This window comes from Sphingomonas sp. GM_Shp_2 (genome assembly GCF_026540875.1).
Lineage (GTDB): Bacteria > Pseudomonadota > Alphaproteobacteria > Sphingomonadales > Sphingomonadaceae > Sphingomonas > Sphingomonas carotinifaciens.
The window spans coordinates 1-23770 of sequence record NZ_JALNUQ010000061.1 but is presented as its reverse complement, the minus strand read 5'-3'; the positions used below and the strand labels follow the sequence as shown (position 1 = coordinate 23770).

Genomic DNA, 23770 nt, shown 5'->3' with positions numbered 1-23770 from the left:
CCTGGAGCGCGCCCGGTTGGCTCGGGACAAAGGGCACGGTGTTCACGCAGGACACACCCGAACACTCCCGGATCGAAGGCACCTTCTTCTCGCAGGATACCGTCAATTACTATGTCAGCTGGCTGAAGGGCCTGCGTAGTCGCTATGGGCTGGAGATGGACGCGCTGGGCGCGCGCAATGAAAAGGGCGTCAGCTACGACTTCGTCATCGCGCTTCGCAAGGCGCTGGACGCGAATGGCTTCGGCAAGGTGCAATTGCACGGCTTCGACAATTGGCAGGACGATTGGAAGTTCGCGTTCGTACACGACATGGCGAGCAACGACGCGTTGCGCCGTTCGCTGGCGATCATCGGCGCGCACATGAACGCACCCGACTATCGCGCCCCGGCGGACGTGCAGGCGGCCGCCCGCGCCATGGGCAAGCCGATCTGGAACACCGAGCAGCATGTCTACAAGCCGGGTTTCGACGGGCTGATCGGTATCGTCGAAGCGTTCAACAGCAACTACGTACACAGCGGCGCGACCAAGATCGTCAACTGGTACGGCATCGCGGGCGTCTACGAGATGGAGCCCTATTCGGGCGTCAAGGAAGCGGCGGTCCGCGCCAACTGGCCCTGGGCAGGACATTACGAGATCAACCCGGCCCTTTGGGGATATGCGCATTACGGGCAATTCAGCGAGGTGGGCTGGACCTATCTGAAGGGCGCAAGCGGCGACCTTCGCGCCGGCGGCACGTTCGTGACGCTGACCTCGCCTGCACAGGATTATAGCGTGATCGCCGAAACACGTACGGCCACGGTGCCGCAAACCGTGACGCTGGCGGTCAGCGGCGGGCTGTCCACCAACAGTGTCGCGGTCTGGCGCAGCGATGCCAAGACGCAGTTCGTCCGTCTGGCCGACGTGCCGCTCAAGGCGGGCACGGTAACGCTGACGCTTGATCCGGCCGCGGTCTATTCGATCACGACCACCCGTGGACAGCGCAAGGGCGGCTTCGCACAGGTTCCTGCGCGCGCGGCCTTTCCCCTGCCCTATGGCGACACGTTCGACGACTATGGCCCGGCGGAAACCCGCGGGCACCTGCCGCGCTATTTCGCCGACATTGCCGGCGCATTCGAATTGGCCCCATGCCCCGGCCGGCCCGGTGGCTGTCTGAAACAGGCGGTCGGGATAGCACCATTGTCCTGGGCGCCGAATTGGCAACCCTATACGATCATCGGCGACGATGCCTGGGGCGACTATACGGTCGCGGTCGACGTGCATCTCGCGCCCGGCGAACGCGGCGCCGTGATGGGGCGTATCAACAATGTCGGCACGGGCTACGGCTATATTCCGCAGGGTTATCTGCTTGAACTCGACGCCGATGGCACGGTGCGTCTGGCCGTGAGCCGCGGCAAGGAAGACAAGGCGGCGCTGGTCGGCGATGCCGAACAACAGGCGATCATCAAGGCTGCAAATGACCGCGGACCCGGCGGGGTTGCGGTACTGGCCCGTGGACGGATACCCGGTGGCGCGGCTTCCGGGGGGTGGCATCGACTTGCGCTGCGTTTCAAGGGGGCGCAGATCAGTGGCATCCTCGATGGCAAGCCGATGCTGAAGGTACAGGATGCCACCTATGCACGCGGCATGGCCGGGTTGCTGGCAGGCGGCAGCGGGAAGCGCTGGAGCCAGCCCTTCTTCGACATGGTATCGGTGACGCCTGCGGAGGATATGCGCCCGATCGCCACCACCGGGCCGATTGCCGCGCCGATCTACCCGATCCGCCGATAATCGGGGCGCACCATCCTGGCCTTGGTGAGGAACGCGCCACAAGATCGACAGGCAACCTCGATCTCGGGCGAGATGCAACAGCGTGTGCGAACCGGCGCGCTATACACCGCATCAGCATCACCGACTGTGTTATGAAAACGATCGAGGCGAGCCCTGGGATATCCGGAGCTCGCCCGACCAATTAGTTCATGTAGATGGAATAACCGCCCTTGATCGTCCGCACCTTCAGAGGGGAGCTCGACAGCATTTTCTTCAAAGCGTTCGCCGGGGTGAAACGGCCCTTCACCGCAAAGGTCGGGACCTCCCTTGTTGGCGTATTGGCAACTTCCTGAACATCGATCGAAACGGGGCAGCGGGTTGCCTTGGTGAACGCTGCCAAGGCCTCGCCCAATGGCATCGAGCGGATTTGCAGCCTTACCGGCTTGTTCGCACAGGTGTAATAGGCCTGCCCCTGCGCATTCGCTGCCGTTGGTGCGGCCACAACAGCCGCCAGAAGAATGCCAGCGATTTTGATGTTCACGTTGTTTCTCCGGTTTTCCAGTTGTTTATAGTACTTAGCGATAAGCACTGGTGACGGACGAGCTATTTACGCTCTGTCACCTGTATTGTTCCTGACTGAAAGGCCGGATCTGCCTGCAACAACTTTGGCAACGCTCCGCGCTCGGTGATATCATCGATGCGACACATGATATTGTAGTCCGCCGCGTTAGCTATTCTTGTCGACAATCATTCAATGATCTGTGTGACTTGGCCTCGGCCAGATGTGCTTGCGACGGCTGTGCCTCAGGGGGTCGAGGCAAAAGCGGCACCGTGGCGGCATGTGCCACGCCGGGGCGGAAGCGGGCGGTGACCATCGGGGGGTTGGTGATCATTCACACATGGGAACGCCACACCGCTTGGCGATCACTTCCTGGTAGCGCGATCCGTCGTCGACCGTATGACCTGGCTTCCGTCAATCGGCATGCGTTCGCGGCTGCATGGCGGGAATCAGCAGATATCCGTCAGAACGAATATCCGAAGATCGCCATGAACGAGGCCTTCCAACGATTGTCCCCGCCCTGCGCTGCGCCGGACGCAAACTGCCCTGCCCCGACATAAGGGTCGTTCCGGCCGAGCATCATCTCCGTATAGACCTTGACCCGCTTCTGCCCCTTCGACATCCAGACAGCGCCGATGTCGAGGCGCTCGCTGTCGTTGAAAGTCTCGTTCTCCTTGAAGAAGCGGCCGTAGTTGACATAGGGCGTCACCTCTACCGGCAGCGATCCGGTATCGATGGCCCGCCCCACCTCTGCAAAGACATAGTGCCCCTTGGCGGCGATATTATAGGAAGAGTCGAAGCCGCCAACCGAGATGATGTCGTTGCGTCCGGGATTGCGTGGATCGATATCCTGCCGCGCGATCAGTGCCTTGGCATGCCACGGGCCATTGGCGGCGGTCAGGCTGGCGGCAAAGACACGCTTGCTGCCATTGCGTCGCGTGTCCGCGTTGCGGATGGTGGAGAGCCATCCCGATACCGTCGCATGCAGCGTGGTGCCGTCGCGGTCCGCCAGCGTGTAGCGCACATTGCCGATCAGCATGTCACGCTCGTCATTGTTCGATCCATCGGGCACATAGGCGTCGGCCCTGACGATGTTGGTCGAGTAGCGTGACGAATCCCGGCTGATGCCGAAGCCGGCCGGGCCGGCGGAGGGGAAGAAGCCGAGCTCGATCCGGTAACGCGGCGTTTCGCGGCGATATTTCACGCCCAGATTATACACTTCCTCCATGCCATACACGAAGGCGAGATCGTTCAGGATCGATGATCCCCAATAGCGGTCGTCGAACGGCACCGGCTGCACCCCTGCGGTCAGGCTGTCCTGCTCCGTCAACTTGGCGCCCGCATAGGCGTACATCAGGAAGTTCACCTCGCCCGGATAGACATCGTAGCCGGCCGATCTGCCATAGATGAAGTTGCCGCCAAAGAAGCGGTATTGCGCGGAGCCGAAGAAGCGATCGGAGGTATAATCCGCGGTGAGCGCAAGCGTATCGAACGACAGGTGGCTGGAGGTGCGCCGCTGTCCCGCGCTGCCGACATCATTGAAGCGCAAATCATATCGTGCGCGCAGCGTTGCACCGATCTTCAGGCCACCTGCGGGTGGGGGTACGGGTTCGATATCGGGCTTTGTGGCGGGATCGGTGTCGGGCGCGTCCTGACCGGAGCCCGCAGCGACCGCCTGGCTTCCCTGCGGGCAGGATGCGGCGCCATCAGCGCAGATCGCGACGACGGATATGGGGGTCGGGGGTAGCCAGAGCATGCAATCTCCCTGGCCGCAGTCAACATGTGGCTGCGGTCCTTGTTCGCGTTCATCGATGTGCCTGCGTCAGGCGGTGGCGGGATCGTCCAGCCGGCGCTCACCGACGACCGACAGGCCATAGCCGGACAGCGCGACGAGCGTGCGATGCGTATTGGTCAGCAGGATCATCCGTTCGACGCCCAGTTCGGTCAGGATCATCGCACCCACGCCGTAATCGCGCAGCTCGTCCATGTCGGATGGCGACAACGCTCCCGCGCGTGCCTTGAGCGCCATCGAGAAGCGATCGTCGCGGTACCGATTGATGGCAATGACGACCCCCGCCCCCTCCTCGGCGATCATCCGCATCGAGCGTTCCAGCACGTCCATTCCCGGCCCGTCGCCCGCGAAGATGTCGGTCAGCGTCGAGATGGCGTGCATCCGGACCAGGGTCGGTGTCTCGGGATCGAGCCTGCCTTTGACCAAGGCGATCTGCTCGGTGCCCGTTGCCCGGTTGCGAAAGGTAATCGCGCGCCAATCGCCACCCCAGCGACTGGTGAAGCTTGCCTCCGCGCGGCGCTCCACCAGATGATCGTGGCGACGTCGATAGGCGATCAGGTCGCGGATCGTCCCGACCTTCAGGCCGTGACGCTGCGAAAAGCCGATCAGGTCGTCCAGCCGGGCCATCGTGCCGTCATCGTTCATGATCTCGCAGATCACGCCGGACGGGTTGAGGCCCGCCAGCCGGGCGACATCGACCGCGGCTTCGGTATGACCCGCCCGCACCAGCACTCCGCCCTCGCGCGCGATCAATGGAAAGACATGGCCGGGCGTCACGATCTCCGCCGGGCCGTTCGCGGCGTCGATCGCCACGGCGATGGTGCGGGCGCGATCATTGGCGGAAATGCCCGTGGTCACGCCGACACGCGCCTCGATCGAGGTGGTAAAGGCGGTTTCATGCCGAGTGCCGTTCTTGGGCGACATCGGCTGCAAGCCAAGCTGGCCGATGCGATCCGCCGTCATCGCCAGGCAGATCAGCCCGCGACCATGCGTCGCCATGAAGTTGATCTTCTCGGGCGTCGCCATCTGGGCCGGGATGACGAGGTCGCCTTCATTCTCCCGGTCCTCATCATCGACCAGGATGAACATCCGGCCGTTACGGGCCTCCTCGATGATCTCCTCGGGCGAGGACAGGAAGGCGGGGCGGGTACGGGCGAGCGCAAGGGATGCCATGCTAAGGTTCCTTATGCGGAAGTGGACGGGTTCAGCGCCGTGTGGCGACGATGGTCATCGGCTCGCGGGGGCACAGCCGCTTTCCCGCCGAGCAACGCCAGGTAGACCCCGCCGGTGACGATCGGCGCGATCAGCCATCCGATGTCGAGTCCGCCAAGGGCCTTGGCGAGGGGACCGGTGTAGAGGGCGGAGGTGAGGAAGGGCAGTTGCACCGCGATGCCGGCCAGATAGGCGGTGGCCGCCTTGCCGTTCAGTCTGCCGTAGATGCCGCCGTCCGCTTCGAAGAAGGAGGCGATGTCGTAGCGGCCTTTGCGGATGACGTAGAAGTCGAGGATGTTGATCGTCGCCCAGGGGGCGAGCACGACCATCAACCCGATAACGAAGCCGATGAAGCGCGGCACGAACGTGTCCGCCGACAACGTGGCGACGGTCAGGCATCCGCCGAGGACCAGCACCGACAGCATGACGCGGGCCCGCCGCCCCGGCATCCACGACACCACGAAGGTCTGCGCCATGGTGATGAGGGACAGCACCGCACCGTAGATGTTGAGCGCATTGTGGCTGACGATGTTGAGGACGAAGAGCAGCATCAGGACCGGCCCGAGCACGCCCACCGCCTGCCCCACCTGCGTCATCGGATCGGCGTTTGCCGCGGCGCCCGCCACCGCCAGCGCGCCGAGCAGGAACGACGCGGCCGCCCCCAGCGCCGCACCGGCAAAACTCGCCAGGAACGGACCGCGCAAGCCGACGCTGGGCGGCAGATAGCGGGAATAATCAGACGTGTAGCAGGCATAGGAGATGTGCCAGACCGCACCCAGGGAGAAGGTGGACAGCCAGCCGACCATGGAAAAGCCACCCCGCCACAACACGCCATCGGGCAGGGCGCCGGTCAGGCGGATGGCGGCGTAAAGCAGCCCCAGGCCCATGAACCACATGCCGATGCGGTTGAGCAGGTGGATGACGTTGTAGCCGAGGATGCCGATGGCCGCCGCGGCGATCGCGCAGAGGACCGCGCCCAGGGGCAGGCCGATACCGGGGGACAGAGCGTGGACCGATCGTGCGGCCAGGACGATGTTGGAGGTGAAGAAGCCGACATAGAGCAGGGTGGCGAAGGTGACGACCAGGAGGGCGCCGTAGCGGCCGAACTGGCCCCGGCTCTGAATCATCTGCGCCAGTCCCATCTGCGGCCCTTGCGCCGAGCAGGCGCCCAGCACCGCGGCACCGACGAGATGGCCCAGGACGATCGCGGAGATGCTCCAGCCGAGCGACAGGCCGAACACCTGGATTGCCATGGCGCCGGTGACGACCGGCAAGGGCGCGATGTTGGTGGTGAACCACAAGGTGAACAGATCGCGCACCCGGCCCTGACGCTGATCCAGCGGCACGAACCCGATGCTGTTTTCCTCGATGGCGCTGCGCGTCTCGCCGCCGCCTGTCGCCTCTCCGGGGGTTGCCATGACCAGCAAATCCTCATATTCTTATGGTATACCATAGGACGGTATGCTTGATGGTCGCGGCATGCAACCCCAAAAATGGGCCGGAAACGGGCATGACGCCGAACCGAGAGGAAAGGATCGACGGATGAAGTTCTCGCTCTTCCTGCACATGGAGCGCTACGACGAGGCGATCTCGCACCGGCAGCTCTACGAAGAACTCCTGGCCCTATGCGACCTCGCCGAAGAGGGCGGGCTCCACAAGGTGTGGATCGGCGAGCACCACGCGATGGAATACACCATCTCGCCCAACCCCATCGCCCTGCTGTCGGCGGTGGCGGAGCGGACGAAGCGAATCCGGCTGGGCGCGGGCACCTTTATCGCCCCCTTCTGGCATCCGATCCGCATGGCGGGCGAAGCGGCGATGCTCGACGTGATTTCGAACGGCCGCGCCGAAATCGGCCTGGCGCGCGGGGCGTACCAGTTCGAGTTCGATCGGATGCTGAACGGCGTTTCGGCCAATGACGGCGGCAAGTATCTGCGCGAGATGGTGCCCGTCATCCGCAAGCTATGGGAAGGCGATTACGCGCATGACGGCGAGATCTGGCAGTTCCCGCTCTCGACCAGCGTGCCCAAGCCCGTCCAGTCCCCCACCCCGCCGATCTGGATCGCCGCTCGCGACCCCGATTCGCACAAGTTCGCGGTGGCAAACGGATGCAGCGTGATGGCTACGCCCCTGTTCAAGGGCGACGACGAGGTGAAGGATCTGGCGCGCAAATTCGACGAGGCGTGCGCCGCCAGCCCGGACGTGGCGCGGCCCGAACTGATGATCCTGCAACATGCGCATGTCCACACCGGGGACGATGACTGGCAGCGGGCGGCCGAGGGCATCTCGTTCTTCTTCCGGGCATTCGGCGCATGGGCCGGTAACAAGAAGCCGCCGGTCAACGGCTTCCACCACGACATCCCCGACCTGAACGTCGAGAAGTTTCCCGATCTCGCGCCCGATGCGGTCCGCCGCAACATGATGGTCGGCAAGCCCGAGGACATCGTCGCCCGGCTGAAATCCTATGAGGCGATGGGCGTCGACGAATACAGCATCTGGGTCGACAACAGCCTGTCCTACGAAGAGAAGCGCCGGTCGATCCAGCTCTTCATCGACCATGTCATGCCGGCATTCGCCTGACATGACCGGCCGTGGCCCGAAAGCCTATTGGATCGCCCGGGTCGATGTGACCGACCCGGGCGCCTATGCCGACTATATGGCGCTGGGGCCCGCCGCGCTGGTCGCGGGCGGCGGTCGCCTGCTGTCGCGCGGCGGGCGGGCGGTGGCGCTGGAGGGGCCGCCGCCGCGCGAGCGCACCGTGGTCATCGAATTCGACAGCATGGAGGCCGCGCTCGCCTGTCACGCCTCGCCCGCCTATCGTGCGGCACGTGCCAGGCGGGAGGGCGCCGCCGAGGTCGAGATCGTCATCGTGGAAGGATTGGACGAATGAGCAGGGATCGCAGCGAGGCGTTCGAACGGGGCCTCGCCACGCGTCGCGAGGTGCTGGGCGACGCCTATGTCGACAAGGCGCTGGACGGCGCGGACGACTTCAACTGGCCGATGCAGCAGCTCACCACCGAATATTGCTGGGACCATATCTGGAACCGGCCGGGACTGGACCGGCGCAGCCGCAGCATCCTGAACCTGGGCATGATCGCGGCGCTGAACCGTGGTCATGAGTTCAAGGCGCATATCCGCGGCGCGCTGGCCAACGGGCTGACGCGGGAGGAAATACAGGAGATCCTGTTGCAGATCGCGGTCTATGTCGGCGTGCCGGCGGGCGTCGACAGCTTCCGGCTGGCGCGGGAGGTGTTCGCGGAGATTGACGCCGCGGCGTGACGGACCTGTCCGGCGACCGCATTGGCGTGGTGCGGGGGTCGACCTACATCGCGGTGATGCAGGAACTGACCCTGGCCGTTGTCGGCATCGACTTTCCCAACGCGGATGGCAGCAATCGCCGATCCGAAGCGATCATGACGCTGCCCGGCGAGTCTGTGTCGTTGAAGCCGGAGCCGAAGAACAGGCATGATGCCAACGCCATCGCCGTGATCGGATCACGCGGCGTGCAGATCGGCTATCTTACCGCCGAGCGGGCGCCGTTGATCGGCGCGCGGATCGGCCGCGGCGAAGAGGTGTCGGCTGTGTTCCAGGGGTTGGCCGGAGCCTGCGCCTATGTCCGCGTCCGGTTCGGCGGGGGCATGCCCACCCTGCCGACAAAGGCGCCGGGCTCATCGTCGATCGACAAGCCGGTGGCTGACGACCCTGACGGTTTCTATCCCGATGACGACGGCCCGGAATGGGGCGCCTGACCCTCCGGGGTCAGCGCATGCCGAAGCCGGCGCGGCTGTTTTCGCCATTGTCCCGGCGGTCGCGTCCGGCCAGGATATTCTCCAGTTCGGCCAGGCTGTGCGGTACATCGATATGCTGCGCGCCCAGGAACAGGCGACTGCCCTCCCCTTCCGGGATCGCATGGGTCAGCTTGTCGATATCGACCAGCGCGGTGCCCGAAGGGAGCATTTCCATTTGAACGAAGCGCATCGCCGTCTCCAGAGTTGAACGCCGCAAAGGGGGGCTTCGCGGCTGTCGATCGGTTCAACGGAACGCATGACGCGCCGGATCGACGCGGCAGGCACATCGGCTTGCGCCCGGACGGACCGGTTCCGCGTTTGGACGATATGGAGGCGAACATGACCATCGATCCCGATCAGCAGGACGGCACGGACGAACGCGAGGCCGAGGAAATGGAGAAGGTACAGGAAGAGGCCGCGGAGGAACGCGAGAATAATCGCGGCTACCAATAAGGACGGACGGTGGCGATCGGCCCGGCCGATGCGCAGGAGGCGACGCTGCGCCTGCTTTCCGCGCGGTCGGCCACCGCCACCATTTGCCCCAGCGAAGTGGCCCGGATGCTGGCGGGCGACGGCGGCGACTGGCGCGCGATGATGCCCGTCGTCCATGACGGCATGGATGGACTGTTGGCAGCGGGCAGGATCCGGCTGAGCTGGAAGGCCGTGCCCATGGCGCGGCGGGCCGGCCCCTATCGCATAGGACGGGTGGGTTAGCCGCTCTGCCATTCAACCCGCCGGATCCCTTTATTTTTTGCCAGCATACCGGGTTGGCATGGCTTCCTCGTGGAACGACGGTGTGTGCGGTGCCGTTCATTGTGGAAGGACCAGGTGGTTCTTTGGGAGCGGCGATGTTGAAGCGTAGCGATGAGGGCGTGCTGGTGGGTGGAGAGGCTGCCCCGACGGCTGCGGTGGCGGCGCAGTTGCTGGCCGGGGGTGCGGAGCGGGTGATGGTCGTGGCGGAGGACGAGGCGCGGGCCGAGGCGGTGGCGCGGGTAGCGTTCGCCCTGGCGCCCGAGGTGACCGTCGTCCATCTGGTGGCGAGCGATGCGCTGCCCGGCGATACCGCGCCGGCCGGTGCCGCCAATATCGGCCAGCGGGTGGAAGCGCTGCGCCGCCTGCGCGCGGCAGAGGGCCGCATCATGCTGGTCCTGTCCGCGGAGGCGAGCGCGGTGCGCTACGCCGTGCCCGCCGCCTATGACGAGGTGCCGCCGATATTCCGGGTCGGCGACGCGATCGACAGCGACGCGCTGCCGGCGCTGGCGAGCGACATGGGATACACCGCCGACGACCGGGTGGACGAACCCGGCGAGATCGCGGTGCGGGGCAGCGTGGTCGACATCTTCCCCGCCGACCGGCTGTGTCCGGTGCGGCTGGAGTTCGCGGAAGGGCGGATCACCGCCATCCGCAGCTATGACGCGGTGACGCAGTTGAGCCTGGACGAGATCGAGTCGGTGACGATCGGCCGGGCCAGCGAGCCGCCGCTGGGCGAAGGCGTGCCGATTACCGCACACCTGCAAGGTGCGGCAATCTTTCTGGACGCCGGTGCGGCCGGGCGCCGGGCACGGTTCCTCTCCTTGGCGACGGACGGGCGCGGCGCACAGCGATCGGCGGCCGAACTGGTCCCCGAGGCGGAATGGAAAAAGGCGCTGGGCGACGCCGCAACCGTGCTGAACGTTGCGACCGAGGCGACCCCGCGCTTCGTGGAGCGGCGCGACCCCCTGCGCGCGTTCCGCCGGTTCGCCCGCGCGGCGATGAGCGAAGGACGGCTGGCGATCGCGGGATCGGCACGCGACCTGCGCTTCCTGTCGGGGCGGATCGGTTTGCCGACGCAGACGGCCGCGTCGCTGGAAGAGGCAGCGCACGGCGACAAGGATATGGTGTCGCTGCTGTGCGCGCCGGTCGACCAGGGTTTTGCGCATGATGGCCTGAGCATCGTCGCCGCGGCCGACCTGCTGGGCAGCCGGGCGCGGCTGAACGATATGGCGACGCCATCCGCCTCCGCCTTCGAGGGCGGTGCCGACCTGCGCGTCGGCGACCTGATCGTGCACGAGGATCATGGCATCGGCGCGGTGGCGGGAATCGAGGCGCTGGACGAGGGCACGGGTGCCGGCGACGCGATCGTGCTGGAATATGCCAAGGGGGCACGGCGGCTGGTGCCCGTGGCGGAGGCGGGGCGCATCTGGCGATACGGCGCGGACGCCGATGCGGTGACCTACGACACGCTGGACGGCGGCAGCTGGATCAAGCGCCGCGCCGGGATCGACGCGGCCATCGCGGAGAGCGCACGCGCGTTGCAGGCGCTGGCCGCCGAGCGCGATGCGCGGACCACCGATCCGATCGTGGCGGACACCGCCGCCTATGAAACGTTCGCCGCCACCTTCCCCTTTACCGAGACGCCGGACCAGACGCGCGCCATCGCCGCGGTACGCGCCGACCTGGCAAGCGGGCGGCCGATGGACCGGCTGGTCGTGGGCGACGTGGGCTATGGCAAGACCGAGGTCGCGCTGCGTGCCGCGGCGATCGTCGCGCTGGCGGGGCGGCAGGTGGCGATCGTCGCGCCGACCACGGTGCTGGTCCGCCAGCATCTGGACAGTTTCCGCAAGCGGTTCGCGGGCACCGGGCTGGAGGTTGCCGGCCTGTCGCGGCTGTCGACCCCGGCGGAGCGCAAGCGGGTCTGTGCCGGACTGGCCGATGGATCGATCGCGGTCGTGGTCGGCACCAGCGCGGTGACGGGCAAGGGCGTGAGCTTCCACGATCTGGCACTGGTCGTGATCGACGAGGAACAGCGTTTCGGGACGCGCGCCAAGGCGGGATTGTGCGATCTGGGCGCCGGCCATGTGCTGACGCTGAGCGCGACGCCGATCCCGCGCACGCTGCAATCCGCGATGGTGGGGTTGCAGGCGCTGTCGGTGATCGCGACGCCCCCGGCGCGGCGCCAGCCGATCCGGACCACCATGGGCACGTTCGAGGACGAGACGGTGCGCAAGGCGTTGCGGCGCGAACGGGCGCGCGGCGGGCAAAGCTTCGTCGTGGTGCCGCGGATCGAGGATATCGCGCCGCTTGCCGAGACGCTGGCCAGGCTGGTGCCGGAACTGGGCGTGGTGCAGGCGCATGGCAAGATGGACGCCCTCGACCTGGACGAGGCCATGTCGGGCTTTGCCGCGGGCGACGGCGACATCCTGCTGGCGACCAACATCATCGAGGCGGGACTGGACGTGCCGCGCGCCAACACGATGATCGTCCATCATGCCGACCGCTTCGGCCTGTCCCAGCTGCACCAGTTACGCGGCCGGGTGGGGCGTGGCGGGCGGCGCGGGCAGATCATGCTGCTGACCGCGCCGGGCGCGGAGATCGCGGACGGCACGATGAAGCGGCTGCGCGCGCTGCAGGCGTTCGACCGGCTGGGCGCGGGCTTTGCGATCAGCGCCCGCGACCTGGACATGCGCGGCGCCGGCGATCTGGTGGGCGAGGAACAGGCCGGGCACATGAAGCTGATCGGGGTCGACCTGTACCAGCATCTGCTTGCCCAGGCGCTGAAGGCGGCAAGGGGGCAGGCGGCGGATCGCTGGCAGCCGGTGCTGAACCTGGGGCTGGCCGGGTCGCTGCCCGAGACGTGGATCCCGGAAACCGATGTGCGCCTGACGCTGTACAGCCAGCTTGCCCATCTGGATGACGTGGCCGCGCTGGAGGCGTTCACCGCCGAGCTGGAGGACCGGTTCGGCGCGTTGCCCGACGCGGCGGTGCAGTTGCTGGAGGTGGTGCGGATCGGCATCCTGGCCTGCGCGGCGGGCATCCGCCAGATCGATGCGGGGCCGACGGCCATCGCCTTCACCCCCCAGGACGCCAAGGCCAAGCCGCCAAAGCCGTTCGCCGCGTCCAAGGACCGCTGGGTGGTGCGCGAGGCGATCGCCGACCCGCTGGCGCGCGGGGAGCGCATCCGGGAACTGCTCGACGAGTTGCAGGACGCAGCCTAGTGGGGGCGGCATGACCATGACCCCGGATGCCCGCGATCGCCTTGTCCGCCGTGTGATCGCCACCGTCATGGTGCTGCTGTTCGTGGCGATCGCGGGCATGCTGGCACTGGGCGTGGCATTCTGGCGAAGCTGATCCGCTGAATTGCCAATGACTTGCAGTAGCGGATGCGATAGGCTCGCATTTGGTTATTGTAGGAGCAGGCGGTGAGACTCTGGATGTTGGCGGCGCTGTGTTCGCTGTCTGCGGCGGGACAGGCGCATGAGGTGTGGATCGAGCGGGACGGCGATGATCCGGCCCGCATCTATCTGGGCGAGCCGGCGGAACCCATGCCGGCGGGCGGCGATCCTGAGTTCAAGCATCTGAAGGCGCCGCACCTGCTGCCCGCCGCCAAGGCACCGTTGCAGCGGCGGGCCGGCTATCTGGAGGTGGCGGTGCCGGCGGGCGATGTGCGCGCCTGGGACGATACCGTGTTCGCGCCCTGGGGCGAGGCGAATGCGCGCGAGGGCGTGGTCTATTATGCGCGCGCAGGCCGGCGTGAGGCCAAGGCCGGCCTGCCGCTGGAGCTGGCACCGGTCGCGGCGAATGGCGACCGTTTCCGGCTGACGCGTGACGGGCGCGCGGTGGCCGATACCGAAGTGACGATCATCGCGCCGGACAGGTCGGTGGTGAAGCGGACGACCGACGCCGGCGGGATGGTCGATGCCATGCCGGGCGCCAAGGGACGGTATCTGCTGGTCGCGACGGTGAAGGACGCGGGTGCGCGCGCGGCGAATGGCGAGGCGCTGAAGACGCTGTACCGGATCACGACGACCAGCTTCGTGGTGCCGTAACGGGCGAAGGGGTCGAGACATCGGGGCTCGTGGTGACGGGTCTCTCGATACGTCGTCTCGATACGCGGCTTTGCCGCTACTCGACGACTATTCGAGACGAACGGGAGGGGGGAGAAAGGAAATTACCTCCCTTCTGTGATCCGGCCTCTGGTGGGCGCAATTGCCCTAACGGCGCAACCGGGTGATCGCGGCGTCGAGGGCGGAGAGGAAGCGGGAGCGGTCCTCTCGGGCGAAGGGGGGCGGGCCGCCGATGCGGTCGCCGCCGGCGCGAAGGTCGCTCATGATCGCGCGCACCGCGACGGCGCTGCCGATCGAGCTGCTGGTGAAGGGGCGGCCGTTCGGGGCGATGACCGCCCCTGCCCCGGCCTTCAGGCAGCGATCGGCCAGCAGTATGTCCGCGGTGATGACGATCGCGCCGGCATCGGTCGCCTCCGCGATCCAGTCGTCGGCCGCATCGAAGCCGTCGCCGACCACCACCCGCGCGATCAGCGGATGTGGCGGCACGCGCAGATGCGCGTTGCTGACCACCGTCACCGGCACCTCCGTGCGCCAGGCGACGCGGTAGATCTCGTCCTTTACGGGGCAGGCGTCGGCATCGACCAGAATGCGTAAGGGTTGGGCCATGCGGGCGCCATGCCACGGTGCGCGCCGCCACGCACGCTGAACATCGCGGGGCCCCGGCGGTTATGCCTTTTCGATACTGGGAAGGATCAAGAGATGAGCGATCAACGACGCGCCGGCCTGTCGCCCCTGGCCGCCGGCGGGGTGGCGGTGGGCGTGCTGGGGCTGGCCGCGCTGCTCGGCCGGCGCAATGCCCCCGACCCGTCCCACCCGCGCATCCGCCGCTGGTATCGCCGGCTGGACAAGCCCGGTTTCACGCCCCCCGATCCGGTGTTCGGCGCGGTGTGGCCGGTGCTGGAAACGCTGACCGCCGTCGGGGGATACCGGCTGCTTCGCCAGCCCCCCTCCCCGGCGCGCAACACCGCGGTCGCCCTGTGGCTGGGCAACAGCGCGATGATCGGCGGGTGGACCGAGTTGTTCTTTCGCAAGCGCATGACCGGGCCGAGTGCGGTCGCGGCGGGCGCGATGGCGGTGACCACCGCCGCGCTGGCGGCGACGGCATGGCGGGTCGATCGGCCTGCCGCCGCGACGGCGGTGCCGCTGGCCGGCTGGCTGGGCTTCGCCACCGTGCTGGCCGGCGAGATCCAGCGGCGCAACCCGGACTGATCTTATGGAGGGGGCGGGAACATCCCGTGCGGTCCCGCGCTTGGGCGATCATTGTTCATTCAAAGGAAAAGCCATGTCGATCCGCACCTTTGCGACCGTTTTCGGGGTGGTCTTCCTGCTCGCCGGGGTGGCCGGGTTCATTCCTGGCCTGTCGCCCGTCCATGCGCATCCCGACCTGCACGTCACCGCCGGATCGCGGCTGGCGCTGGGCCTGTTTCCGGTCAATGTGCTCCACAATCTGGTGCATATCGCCTTTGGCGTCTGGGGTCTGGCCGCCGCACGCAGCGTGGCCGGCGCGCGTTTCTATGGCAAGGGCGTGGCGGTGATCTATGGCCTGCTGACTCTGCTGGGTCTGATCCCGGCGACGAACACGACGTTCGGGCTGGTGCCGATCTATGGCAACGACATCTGGCTGCATGCCGCACTGGCGCTGGTCGCGGCCTATTTCGGGTTCGCCCGCGCAACCCGTCGTACCGCGTAATGCTTGCGCGGGGCGGCCATCCGGTCCACGCCCCGCCAAAGACTATCACCGAGACGAGGACGACATGGCCAAGGCATATTGGGCGCAGCTGATCGAGCTGGACGAGGAGATCGAGGCCAGCAAGATCCCCGGTGCGACCGATCATGAGGATGCGGCCGACACGCTGATCACCGACTTTGTCGGCGCGATGGGCGGCGAGATCACCAGCGGCGCGGTTCGCGTGTGGCAGGAAGGCGGCCGCGAGAAGGTGTATGACTGGCGCGCCGAATTCGAGCTGCCCGAGGATTTCGATGAAAATGACGACGAGGATATCGAGGTCGAGGGCGAGATCATCCTGATCGAACGGATGGGATGAGGGTGGCGCCCCCTCCCCTCCCGGGGAGGGGCCACCCGGTTGCGCCGGCCGGCGAGACGGGCGACAAGCATCGGTAATCCCGAGGAGAACCCATGCGCCCCGCTTATGCCCTGATGTTGCTGCTGCTGCCCGCCAATGCGCCGGTGGCGATGGTGCAAACGCCGCCCACCGCCGCGACGGCGTCGCAGGATGCGGCCCTGCTGACGTTTCTGGACGCGGCATATGACGCGCAGCTGCGCCTGAGCCCGGAAGGGCAGACGCAGTTGGGGCTGAAGACCGACCAGGACCGGCTGGACGATTATACCGACGCCGCGGCACGCCGGGAACGGGCGCTGGCGGAGCGGCAACTCACCGAGATGCGGGCGCGCTTCCGGCCCGAGCAACTGGGCGAGAGCGCGCGGGTCAGCTATCGCCTGTTCGAATATGAGGTGGAGCGCGGGCGCGCGTCCTTCCCCTTCCGCAAGCTGCGCTTTCCGGTGTCGACGAACGGCAGTCCGGCGGGCGCGATCCCCGTGCTGCTGATCAACAATCACAAGGTGGACACGGTCGCCGATGCGCGGGCCTATATCGCCCGGCTGCGCGATACCGAGCGGGTGATGCGCGAGGTGACCGCATTGATGCGCGAACAGGCGGCGGCGGGAATCGTCCCGAACACGGTGAACTTCGCACCGGCGCGGGCCGATGCGCGCAAGGTGGTGACCGGGGCGCCGTTCGACAGTGGGCCCGATTCCACGCTGCTCGCCGATTTCTCCAAGAAGGTTGCAGGGCTGGATGCGCCGGCCGCCACCAAGACTAAGCTGCTGAACGAGGCGAAGGCGGCGCTGACCGGGCCGTTCCTGCGCGGCTACAACCAGTTGTTCGCGACGCTGGATGCGATCGAGCCGCTGTCCAAGGGTAATTTCGGCGCCTGGAGCCTGCCGAACGGTGCGGCCTATTATGCCGACCGGCTGAAAAGCTCGACCACCACCAACCTGTCCGCCGACGAGATCCACGCGATCGGGCTGCGTCAGGTCGCGGCGATCCGGCAGGAGATGGAGGCGGTGAAGCGCGAGGTCGGCTTTGCCGGCACGCTGGAGCAGTTCTTCGACCATATCCGCACCGACCCGACGCTGAAATACGCCAATGACGAGGCGGGGCGCGAGGCTTACTTGCGCGATGCGCGCGGCGTGATCGCGACCGTAATGGCCACCGCGCCGCGCTGGTTCAGCGTGCTGCCCAAGGCGCCGCTGGAGGTGCGCGCGGTGGAGAAATGGCGCGAGGGCACTGCCCCCACCGCCTTCTACAACCCGCCATCCGCCGACGGATCGCGGCCGGGCATCTATTACGTCAACCTAGTCGACATGAACCAGACGCAGAAGGTGCAGGTCGCCGCCATCGCCGCGCATGAGGGCGCGCCGGGCCACCATTTCCAGATCGCGCGGCAACAGGAGCTGACCGGCATCCCGAAATTCCGCAAGTTCGGCGGGTACGGCGCCTATGTCGAGGGCTGGGGCCTGTATTCGGAGCGGCTGGCGGGCGAGATGGGGGTGTACAAGGACCCCTATGCGCGCTTCGGCATGCTGTCGCTGCAAGTCTGGCGCGCGATCCGGCTGGTGCTGGATACCGGCATCCATTCCAAGCGGTGGACGCGCGAGCAGGCGATCGCCTATTTCCGGGGCAACAGCTCGGTCGCGGACAGCGACATCGCGCGCGAGGTGGACCGGTATTTCAACTGGCCGGGTCAGGCGACGAGCTACATGATCGGCCAGTTGAAGATCGCGGAACTGCGCGCGCGGGCCGAGCGTGAACTGGGCGACCGGCTCGACATTCGCGATTTTCATGAAGCGGTGCTGGGCCAGGGTGCGCTGCCGCTGGACGTGCTCGACGAACAGGTGACCCGCTACATCGCGGCCAAGCGGGGATAGGCGGCGCGCCGACGCTTGCCGCCCGCGGCCGCTTGGGCCAAGGGCGTCACGCGTTCGTAACAAAGGGCCGGCGATGGTGCAGCACTTCCTTCTGGCGGCCACCGCCTGCGCGGTGGCATCCCTGCCCGGCCCGGCCGCGGCGCAGGACGTGCAGCCCAGCATCGCCGACCTACAACGCCAGATCGACGAGCTGAAGGCGACGATCGCGGAGTTGAAGGCGCAGCGTGCGCCCGCGGCGCCGGCCACGCTCGCCGCGACCCCGCCAGCCCCCTCCCCCGCCCCGGTGCAGGTGGCACAGGCCCCCGCCCCGCCCCCTGCCCCGGTGGCCGGAAAGCCCGCCGAGCGTCCCCGCGCCTGGTATGACCGCCTGACCCTGCGCGGCTATACGCAATTGCGATTGAACGAGATCGTGTCGGGCGACCGCAATGCGCCGGCCGGACGGTCGCGGCTGCGATCGGTGCATGATGCCGGGATCGGCGACAACAGCAATTTCACCTTTCGGCGCATCCGCCTGATCCTGCAGGGCGATGTATCGGACCGCATATCACTGTATTTCCAGCCCGATTTCGCAACCAACGTCAGCAATCAGGTGGGTGGCGAACGACGCGAAGGCTTTGGCCAGCTGCGCGACGCCTATGTGGATGCGTTTCTGGACCGGGAGCGCACCTTTCGGTTGCGCTTTGGCCAGTCCAAGGTGCCGTTCGGGTGGGAAAATATGCAATCCTCGTCCAACCGGCTGACGCTGGACCGCAGCGACGGGATCAACAGCGCGGTGCCCAGCGAGCGCGACCTGGGCATCGTCGCCTATTACACGCCGCCCGCGGTCGATCGCATCTGGGACCGGCTGATCGCGGACGGGCAGAAGCTGTTCGGCAATTACGGCGCGTTCGGCATCGGTGCGTTCAACGGACAGGGCACCAACCGGACCGAGACCAATGACGGGCTGATGACGGTGGCGATGGCGACCTGGCCGTTCGAGCTGGATGCGTTGGGGCCCGCCTTTCGGGGACAGGTGCTGGAGGTAGGCGGCGCGGCACTGCGCAACCGGGTGCAGCCGGAAATCCGCCCGAGCGGGGTCAGCCCGGTTTCCTATGCCGACGAGCGGGTCGGTTTCCATGCGATCCTGTATCCGCAACCCTTTGGCCTGCAGGCCGAGTGGAATTGGGGGCGCGGCCCGGAATTCGACTCCGTGCTCGGTTCGATCGTCACCCGCCGGCTGAACGGCGGCTATGTGCAGGGCATGGCGCGGGTGCGACGCTCGCCCCTGGGGCCGTTCATGCCCTATGCGCGGTGGCAGCGTTACCGCGGCGGCTGGAAGGCGCTGACCAACGCGCCGCGGCTGGAAACCGACGAATGGGAGTTGGGCATCGAGTTCCAGCCGATCCCCCCGATCGAGCTGACGCTGGCCTGGTCCCGGATGGAGCGGCGTGAAGCCGACGAACGCCGCGACGGGCGTGCGGAGGGCAATCTGATCCGCACGCAATTGCAGTGGAATTATTGATCAATCATCTACCCAGCCGGCGCACGAGCCGCAGGCCCAGACTGTCCATGCCCGGATTCTGATCGGAAAAGATCCGGCCGTGGCTGAAATGCTCCCAGGCCAGTTCGGCCGCCCAGCGATCGCCGATCCGGACGCCGAGCGCGGCATTGGGATTGAACAGGATGCGCGACCCCCAGGAGGTCCGTTCGATATAGGTCTCGTACCGCCGGCCTGCCTCGCGCGCGGACAGGCCGGGGGCGAAGGGATCGGGCGTGAAGCGGTATCCGTCATGGATGGTCACGCCGAGGCCGAACTGGCCATAGACGCGCCCGCGCAGCACATGCTGCCGCCATTCGGCCCCCAGGCTGGCGATACTGGTGCGACCGCCGGTGTTGATCTGCGCCTTGGCAGTCAGTCGCGGCTTTAGCGGGCCGTGGACCGGCGCGCTGTGATAGCCGATCTGGATGTCGACGGTGCCGTCCTCTTCGTCCCCCTCGTAGATCTGACCGGGGGGCGCGGCAGGAAAGACCAACCGGCCGCCCAGCGGGTGGAAGTTGGAGCTATGATCGAACAGGCCGAGGGTCACCTCCGGCTTCGGCCATGACGGGGCCCCCCCCTCCCCTTCCCTGCCCTGTGCGGCCAGCGGCGTGCCCGTCAGGACGGACGCCGCGCAGAGCAGCGCCACCAGACGGCCGGACCTGTGCGCGCGTCGTTTCACGGCGCCGCGAGCCATTCCGCAAACGCGGGTCATCATGTTATGCAAAGACCTTCCCCCCACCGCATCGCCTCGTCCACGCAAGTGCTTTCTGTCAGCACTTCTTCGTGACGCCGGCTATACTCCCAACGCGATCTTTTAGTCGTCGGTCGTACTTTGGGAAATGCCAATATGTAATTCGTATTGTAGCGCGTAAAATCAGGAGTATTGCAGGTAAGAACTTCGTTTCTTCGAAATATCTACTTCGAAGGTCTTGCACTTCGCGACGGCGCGCTTCCGACCGCGCCTTGGGCCCGGCTTTGCAGCAGGGCGGTCGTGGCGTCGCGGCTGGCGGGCCGGGCGAACAAATAGCCCTGCCCCAGCACTGCGCCCATCGCGTGCAGGGCGCGCGCCTGTGCCTCGGTCTCGATGCCCTCGGCCACCAGCCGGATATCCAGCTTGCGGGCGATGCCGATCAGGGCCTCGACGATGGCGATGCTGGGGGCATGGGTGTCCAGCCGCTCGACAAAGGATCGGTCGATCTTGATCACGTCGACCGGCACCGACAGCAGGTGTGTCAGCGAGGCATAACCGGTGCCGAAATCGTCCAGCGCAATGCGCAGGCCACGGCCCCGCAGTCGTGCCAGCTCACGGGCGACGATGCCGCCGTCATTGTCCATGTAGACGGATTCGGTGACCTCCAGGATGACGTGGCACAGCGGTACGCCTTCGCGTTCGAAGGCGGTGGCCAGGATCGTATTCAGGGCGCCGCCATGGATGTCGGCGGAGGACACGTTGATCCCGACATGCTGGAACGGAATGCCTATCGCCAGCCAGTCGCGCACATCGGCCGCCACCAGCGCGATCATCCGCTCAGTCAGGGCCGCGGCGATGTGAATATCGATCGTTGCCTCGTGAAAGGCGGAGGCGGAGACGATGTTGTTGCCGATGCGCATCCGGCACAGCGCCTCCAGACCAACGACCTCTCGCGTATCGAGGCGGACGATGGGCTGGTAAAAGGCCTTGATGCGGTCCTCGCGCAGGGCGGCATCGACGTCGCGGATCGCGTCCAGCCGGCTGGTCATGCGGGTGCCAAGCCCCGGCCAGTAGCGGACAAAGCCCCCCCGCCCCGTCTCCTTTGCGTGATACAGCGCAAAATCGGCGTTCTGGCGCACGCGTTCGGTGCTGCGGTCGCCGTGCGCGACCACGGCCGCGCCGATCGTCGCGCGCGGCACCACGATCTGTCCGCCGCAATCGGCGGGATGGGCAAGCGCGCTCAGGATGTGTTGCGCGCTCTGCTCCAGATCGCGCAACATGGCCGGCGTACGGAGCAGCACGGCAAATTCGTCTCCGCCGACACGGAATACGCGCTCCCCTCCTGTTGCACCGGCGATACGGTGTGCAGCACAGGTCAGCAGACAATCGCCTGCACTATGGCCGAGCGTGTCGTTTACGACTTTCAGATTGTCGAGATCGACCAGAAACAGCGCCCAGGCGCCCGGCGTCGCACAGTCGAGGGCCGCAAGTGCGGTATTGAACGCGGCACGATTGCCGAGGCCGGTCAGGGCGTCGGTGGACGCGCGGCGTTCCCGGTCCTCCACGCGCTGGTGACGCTCGATCGCGATGGTGCCCAGATGAAGGCAGTGGCGCACGATTGCCTGCTCCATCGGGGTCGGACCGCGTGGCTCGCGATAGTAGAAGGCGAATGTCCCGATCGTCCGTCCGCGTGCGTCGAGGATCGGGGAGGACCAGCAGGCGCGGTAACCGAGCGGCAGCACCAGATGGCGATAGCGGGCCCAGCGAGGGTCGCTGGCGATATCGGTGACGACGACGGGCTGGCGCAGATAGGCGGCCGTGCCGCACGAGCCGACGTCGGGACCGGCCGCGATACCGTCCAGCATGGCGGAATAGGCGGGCGGCAAGCTGGGCGCGGCGAGCGGGTGCATCCGCCCTTCCCCATCGACCAAAAGGACCGAGCATATGGCGTCAGGCGCTTCCTTCTCCACTTCCAGACACAGTCGTGTCATGGTCGTATCGAGACGCTCGCCGGTGGCGATCATCTCCAGGATGATGTTCTGAAGATGTAGCATTGGCGTTCTCGATCAAGCACCGTCCCCTTGCCATTAGTACGATAATCGACGCCGAAGTCGTTAAAGACCCGATCTGGGTTCGACTATTTCGGGGCGGGTATGTTAGCCGGAATTTTGGACTGCATCTTTTTACAGGGCGGGGGCTGTCGCTTTGTTTGTGCTATTAGGCGGAGAAGCCGTCGCCGTAGAGATGCAGCTGTTGCCAACATCAAGTCAGCTCAAACCACACGATATAACATACCCTATCTTACGTTTGAGGTGTCTCGGGATGTGGCGGCAGCTAACGGTATTGGGTATGATACATCCCATACTGCAACACGGCCGGGTCTCGGCGGTGGCCGTGCGCGATCCTGTCAAACGTAAAGCCAGATGACCTTCGGGGAATAACGAGTAAGGTCGTCCCGCCATTGGCCGTCAGACTTTCTTTCCCCTCTTAAAGTCATATCTATATCATCAAGCTTAGACGGTTTGATTCTAGGTTAGAAGGTTAAGAAGAGGCCGCGGGGCCATTAATCGGCCCGAATCCACGATTCGCGATGGGAGCGCTGTTCCCGAAATATCGTTCTTGCGTTCCCGATAGTTCGTCGGGGCGTTCCGGATATATCGTCCTATCGTTCCCGAAATGCCGTCAGCCGTTCCTGATGTGTCGAGAACCCGGATCAATCGTGAAAATCGGACGCGAGATTGAATCAGTTTTTGGGGGATCGTGAGTGGGGACGTTCAAATCGGTGGCCCAAGATTTTGCCGCGTCATAGCCTTGCGGTCATAACCGATACATCGGGAACGCTTGGAGCCTGCCGCTACAAGCGAGAGCAGTGCAGAGCCGTCCAGATAAGGCATTGGGGCGATAAATGCCTGCTTAACTTTCCGCCTGTAGTTCAGGTGGGATGCCGATTTTATCGGGGGCTTTTCCCTGTCAAAGCGTGCGGCCGGTCTTGGTTCGGTCCGGGTACAGGAAGGCGGCACAACGTGATGAAGCGGTATGCCCGACGGTTTTCGCGGCTCAAGGCTCGACATGTTAAGGTCTCAAGATAGGTCACTTCGGGGAGCAGATTGGTGTGGACCCGATGGGCTTTGATAAGCAACACATGGGCATCGACCATTTCAGTATGTGAGCCGCTGTTGGCAGTGGATTCAGGAACCAGGGCGTCAGGCTTCCGACATAATCCAGGCAAGACGCGCGGGCGCAAGATCGCCATGTGCTGGCATCTGAGGGATACGGAGCCGCAATGGACACTAGGGCTGGGCGTAGTCAACTATAGCCACATCGGGTGGCCAGTACCGAATTGATGGCAACGGCCGTCCGGTCCTATATGACCAGGTGGTTCGGCGGGGTGGTGTAGATGGCTCATCAAACCCGACTGACATTGCGCCAGCGGGCTTGATTTCAGCGGCCTAGCAGATGCCGGTTCTTGGCATCAAAACGCCGGACATAACCGATAAAGGCGTTCTGATAGCTTACTGGGGTGCGGGCGGGATCGGCCTGAACCCATGTGCGAAATTCGGCGTGAAGCGTCTGATAGTCCCAGCCCGGGCACTCGGCGCGCAGGGTTGCCAGTGTCGCTTCAGTGATTTCGCCGAAGTTGGTGCGCGTGGACAGGCTCTTGATGCTGCGCCTGATCATCGCGGCAGCGTCAA

The 23770-nt window shown here is 65.9% G+C and carries 22 protein-coding genes and 1 pseudogene; 14 read left to right on the top strand and 9 right to left on the bottom strand.

From position 1 onward, the window contains the following. On the top strand, positions 1-1766 hold a 1766-nt coding region (locus OXR08_RS16720; protein WP_267351593.1), incomplete at its 5' end, for a hypothetical protein. Positions 1767-1947: 181 nt separating this feature from the next. On the opposite strand, the gene OXR08_RS16715 is transcribed toward OXR08_RS16720, so the two are convergent. The 4 genes from OXR08_RS16715 to OXR08_RS16700 all read right to left on the bottom strand — a co-directional run bounded on the left by OXR08_RS16715 (position 1948) and on the right by OXR08_RS16700 (position 6726). After that, positions 1948-2286, bottom strand: coding sequence for a hypothetical protein (locus OXR08_RS16715; protein ID WP_112383145.1), 339 nt, complete (start codon positions 2284-2286; stop codon positions 1948-1950). Between the two features lie 481 nt (positions 2287-2767). Then, positions 2768-4060, bottom strand: a complete 1293-nt coding sequence (locus OXR08_RS16710) for a hypothetical protein (RefSeq protein WP_267351591.1) — start codon at positions 4058-4060, stop codon at positions 2768-2770. A gap of 66 nt (positions 4061-4126) precedes the next feature. Then, a complete protein-coding gene (gene ribB, locus OXR08_RS16705) occupies positions 4127-5269 on the bottom strand; it encodes a 3,4-dihydroxy-2-butanone-4-phosphate synthase (RefSeq protein ID WP_112382974.1) in 1143 nt (380 codons plus the stop codon). 11 nt (positions 5270-5280) lie between these two features. Next, on the bottom strand, positions 5281-6726 hold the full coding sequence (locus tag OXR08_RS16700) for a cytosine permease (RefSeq protein WP_112382973.1): 1446 nt from the start codon (positions 6724-6726) through the stop codon (positions 5281-5283). A gap of 124 nt (positions 6727-6850) precedes the next feature. Here OXR08_RS16700 and OXR08_RS16695 point away from each other — a divergent pair, with 124 nt between their 5' ends. Genes OXR08_RS16695 through OXR08_RS16680 form a run of 4 tightly spaced genes read left to right on the top strand, consistent with a single transcriptional unit; the run spans position 6851 to position 9057 of the window. Then, positions 6851-7888 (top strand): LLM class flavin-dependent oxidoreductase, encoded by a 1038-nt coding sequence (locus OXR08_RS16695; protein WP_112382972.1) that lies wholly within the window; start codon positions 6851-6853, stop codon positions 7886-7888. A 1-nt stretch (position 7889) separates the two neighbouring features. Then, positions 7890-8198, top strand: coding sequence for a DUF1330 domain-containing protein (locus OXR08_RS16690; RefSeq protein ID WP_112382971.1), 309 nt, complete (start codon positions 7890-7892; stop codon positions 8196-8198). Then, positions 8195-8587 (top strand): carboxymuconolactone decarboxylase family protein, encoded by a 393-nt coding sequence (locus OXR08_RS16685; protein ID WP_112382970.1) that lies wholly within the window; start codon positions 8195-8197, stop codon positions 8585-8587. The genes OXR08_RS16690 and OXR08_RS16685 overlap by 4 nt, the downstream gene beginning before the upstream one ends. A 56-nt stretch (positions 8588-8643) precedes the next feature. After that, positions 8644-9057, top strand: a complete 414-nt coding sequence (locus OXR08_RS16680) for an HIRAN domain-containing protein (RefSeq protein ID WP_112383144.1) — start codon at positions 8644-8646, stop codon at positions 9055-9057. Positions 9058-9067: 10 nt separating this feature from the next. Here the strand turns inward: OXR08_RS16680 and OXR08_RS16675 are convergent, their stop codons facing one another. Beyond that, positions 9068-9286: a hypothetical protein gene (locus OXR08_RS16675; RefSeq protein WP_149682474.1), complete on the bottom strand. Its 219-nt coding sequence runs from the start codon at positions 9284-9286 to the stop codon at positions 9068-9070. A gap of 272 nt (positions 9287-9558) precedes the next feature. Between OXR08_RS16675 and OXR08_RS16670 the strand changes: the two genes are divergently transcribed. The 4 genes from OXR08_RS16670 to OXR08_RS16655 all read left to right on the top strand — a co-directional run bounded on the left by OXR08_RS16670 (position 9559) and on the right by OXR08_RS16655 (position 13901). Continuing rightward, positions 9559-9810: a DUF3253 domain-containing protein gene (locus OXR08_RS16670; RefSeq protein WP_267351586.1), complete on the top strand. Its 252-nt coding sequence runs from the start codon at positions 9559-9561 to the stop codon at positions 9808-9810. A 134-nt stretch (positions 9811-9944) separates the two neighbouring features. After that, positions 9945-13070 carry a helicase-related protein gene (locus OXR08_RS16665; protein ID WP_267351584.1) on the top strand — a complete coding sequence of 1042 codons (3126 nt, stop codon included), beginning with the start codon at positions 9945-9947 and terminating at the stop codon, positions 13068-13070. Between the two features lie 10 nt (positions 13071-13080). Continuing rightward, entirely contained in the window at positions 13081-13203 is a 123-nt protein-coding gene (locus OXR08_RS16660) for a hypothetical protein (protein WP_260173186.1), read from the top strand. Between the two features lie 71 nt (positions 13204-13274). Beyond that, positions 13275-13901 carry a DUF4198 domain-containing protein gene (locus OXR08_RS16655; protein WP_240313516.1) on the top strand — a complete coding sequence of 209 codons (627 nt, stop codon included), beginning with the start codon at positions 13275-13277 and terminating at the stop codon, positions 13899-13901. 165 nt (positions 13902-14066) lie between these two features. Here the strand turns inward: OXR08_RS16655 and OXR08_RS16650 are convergent, their stop codons facing one another. Then, positions 14067-14525, bottom strand: coding sequence for a YaiI/YqxD family protein (locus tag OXR08_RS16650; protein WP_112382961.1), 459 nt, complete (start codon positions 14523-14525; stop codon positions 14067-14069). A gap of 93 nt (positions 14526-14618) precedes the next feature. Here OXR08_RS16650 and OXR08_RS16645 point away from each other — a divergent pair, with 93 nt between their 5' ends. The 5 genes from OXR08_RS16645 to OXR08_RS16625 all read left to right on the top strand — a co-directional run bounded on the left by OXR08_RS16645 (position 14619) and on the right by OXR08_RS16625 (position 19369). Then, positions 14619-15128 carry a TspO/MBR family protein gene (locus tag OXR08_RS16645; protein WP_149682471.1) on the top strand — a complete coding sequence of 170 codons (510 nt, stop codon included), beginning with the start codon at positions 14619-14621 and terminating at the stop codon, positions 15126-15128. Between the two features lie 73 nt (positions 15129-15201). Then, positions 15202-15609: a DUF4383 domain-containing protein gene (locus OXR08_RS16640; protein WP_112382959.1), complete on the top strand. Its 408-nt coding sequence runs from the start codon at positions 15202-15204 to the stop codon at positions 15607-15609. A gap of 64 nt (positions 15610-15673) precedes the next feature. After that, positions 15674-15964: a hypothetical protein gene (locus tag OXR08_RS16635; RefSeq protein WP_112382958.1), complete on the top strand. Its 291-nt coding sequence runs from the start codon at positions 15674-15676 to the stop codon at positions 15962-15964. A gap of 92 nt (positions 15965-16056) precedes the next feature. Further along, positions 16057-17868 (top strand): DUF885 domain-containing protein, encoded by a 1812-nt coding sequence (locus tag OXR08_RS16630; RefSeq protein ID WP_112382957.1) that lies wholly within the window; start codon positions 16057-16059, stop codon positions 17866-17868. A gap of 73 nt (positions 17869-17941) precedes the next feature. Continuing rightward, the gene (locus OXR08_RS16625) at positions 17942-19369 is read left to right on the top strand and encodes a porin (RefSeq protein ID WP_112382955.1); all 1428 of its coding nucleotides are present in this window, start codon (positions 17942-17944) and stop codon (positions 19367-19369) included. Positions 19370-19373: 4 nt separating this feature from the next. Here the strand turns inward: OXR08_RS16625 and OXR08_RS16620 are convergent, their stop codons facing one another. From OXR08_RS16620 to OXR08_RS16610, 3 genes and pseudogenes are all read right to left on the bottom strand, one after another. Then, positions 19374-20066 carry an acyloxyacyl hydrolase gene (locus OXR08_RS16620; RefSeq protein ID WP_267351579.1) on the bottom strand — a complete coding sequence of 231 codons (693 nt, stop codon included), beginning with the start codon at positions 20064-20066 and terminating at the stop codon, positions 19374-19376. Between the two features lie 236 nt (positions 20067-20302). Further along, positions 20303-22132: a GGDEF domain-containing protein gene (locus OXR08_RS16615; protein ID WP_267351578.1), complete on the bottom strand. Its 1830-nt coding sequence runs from the start codon at positions 22130-22132 to the stop codon at positions 20303-20305. 1387 nt (positions 22133-23519) lie between these two features. Then, positions 23520-23770: pseudogene (locus tag OXR08_RS16610) on the bottom strand (plasmid replication initiator protein); the annotation flags it as partial.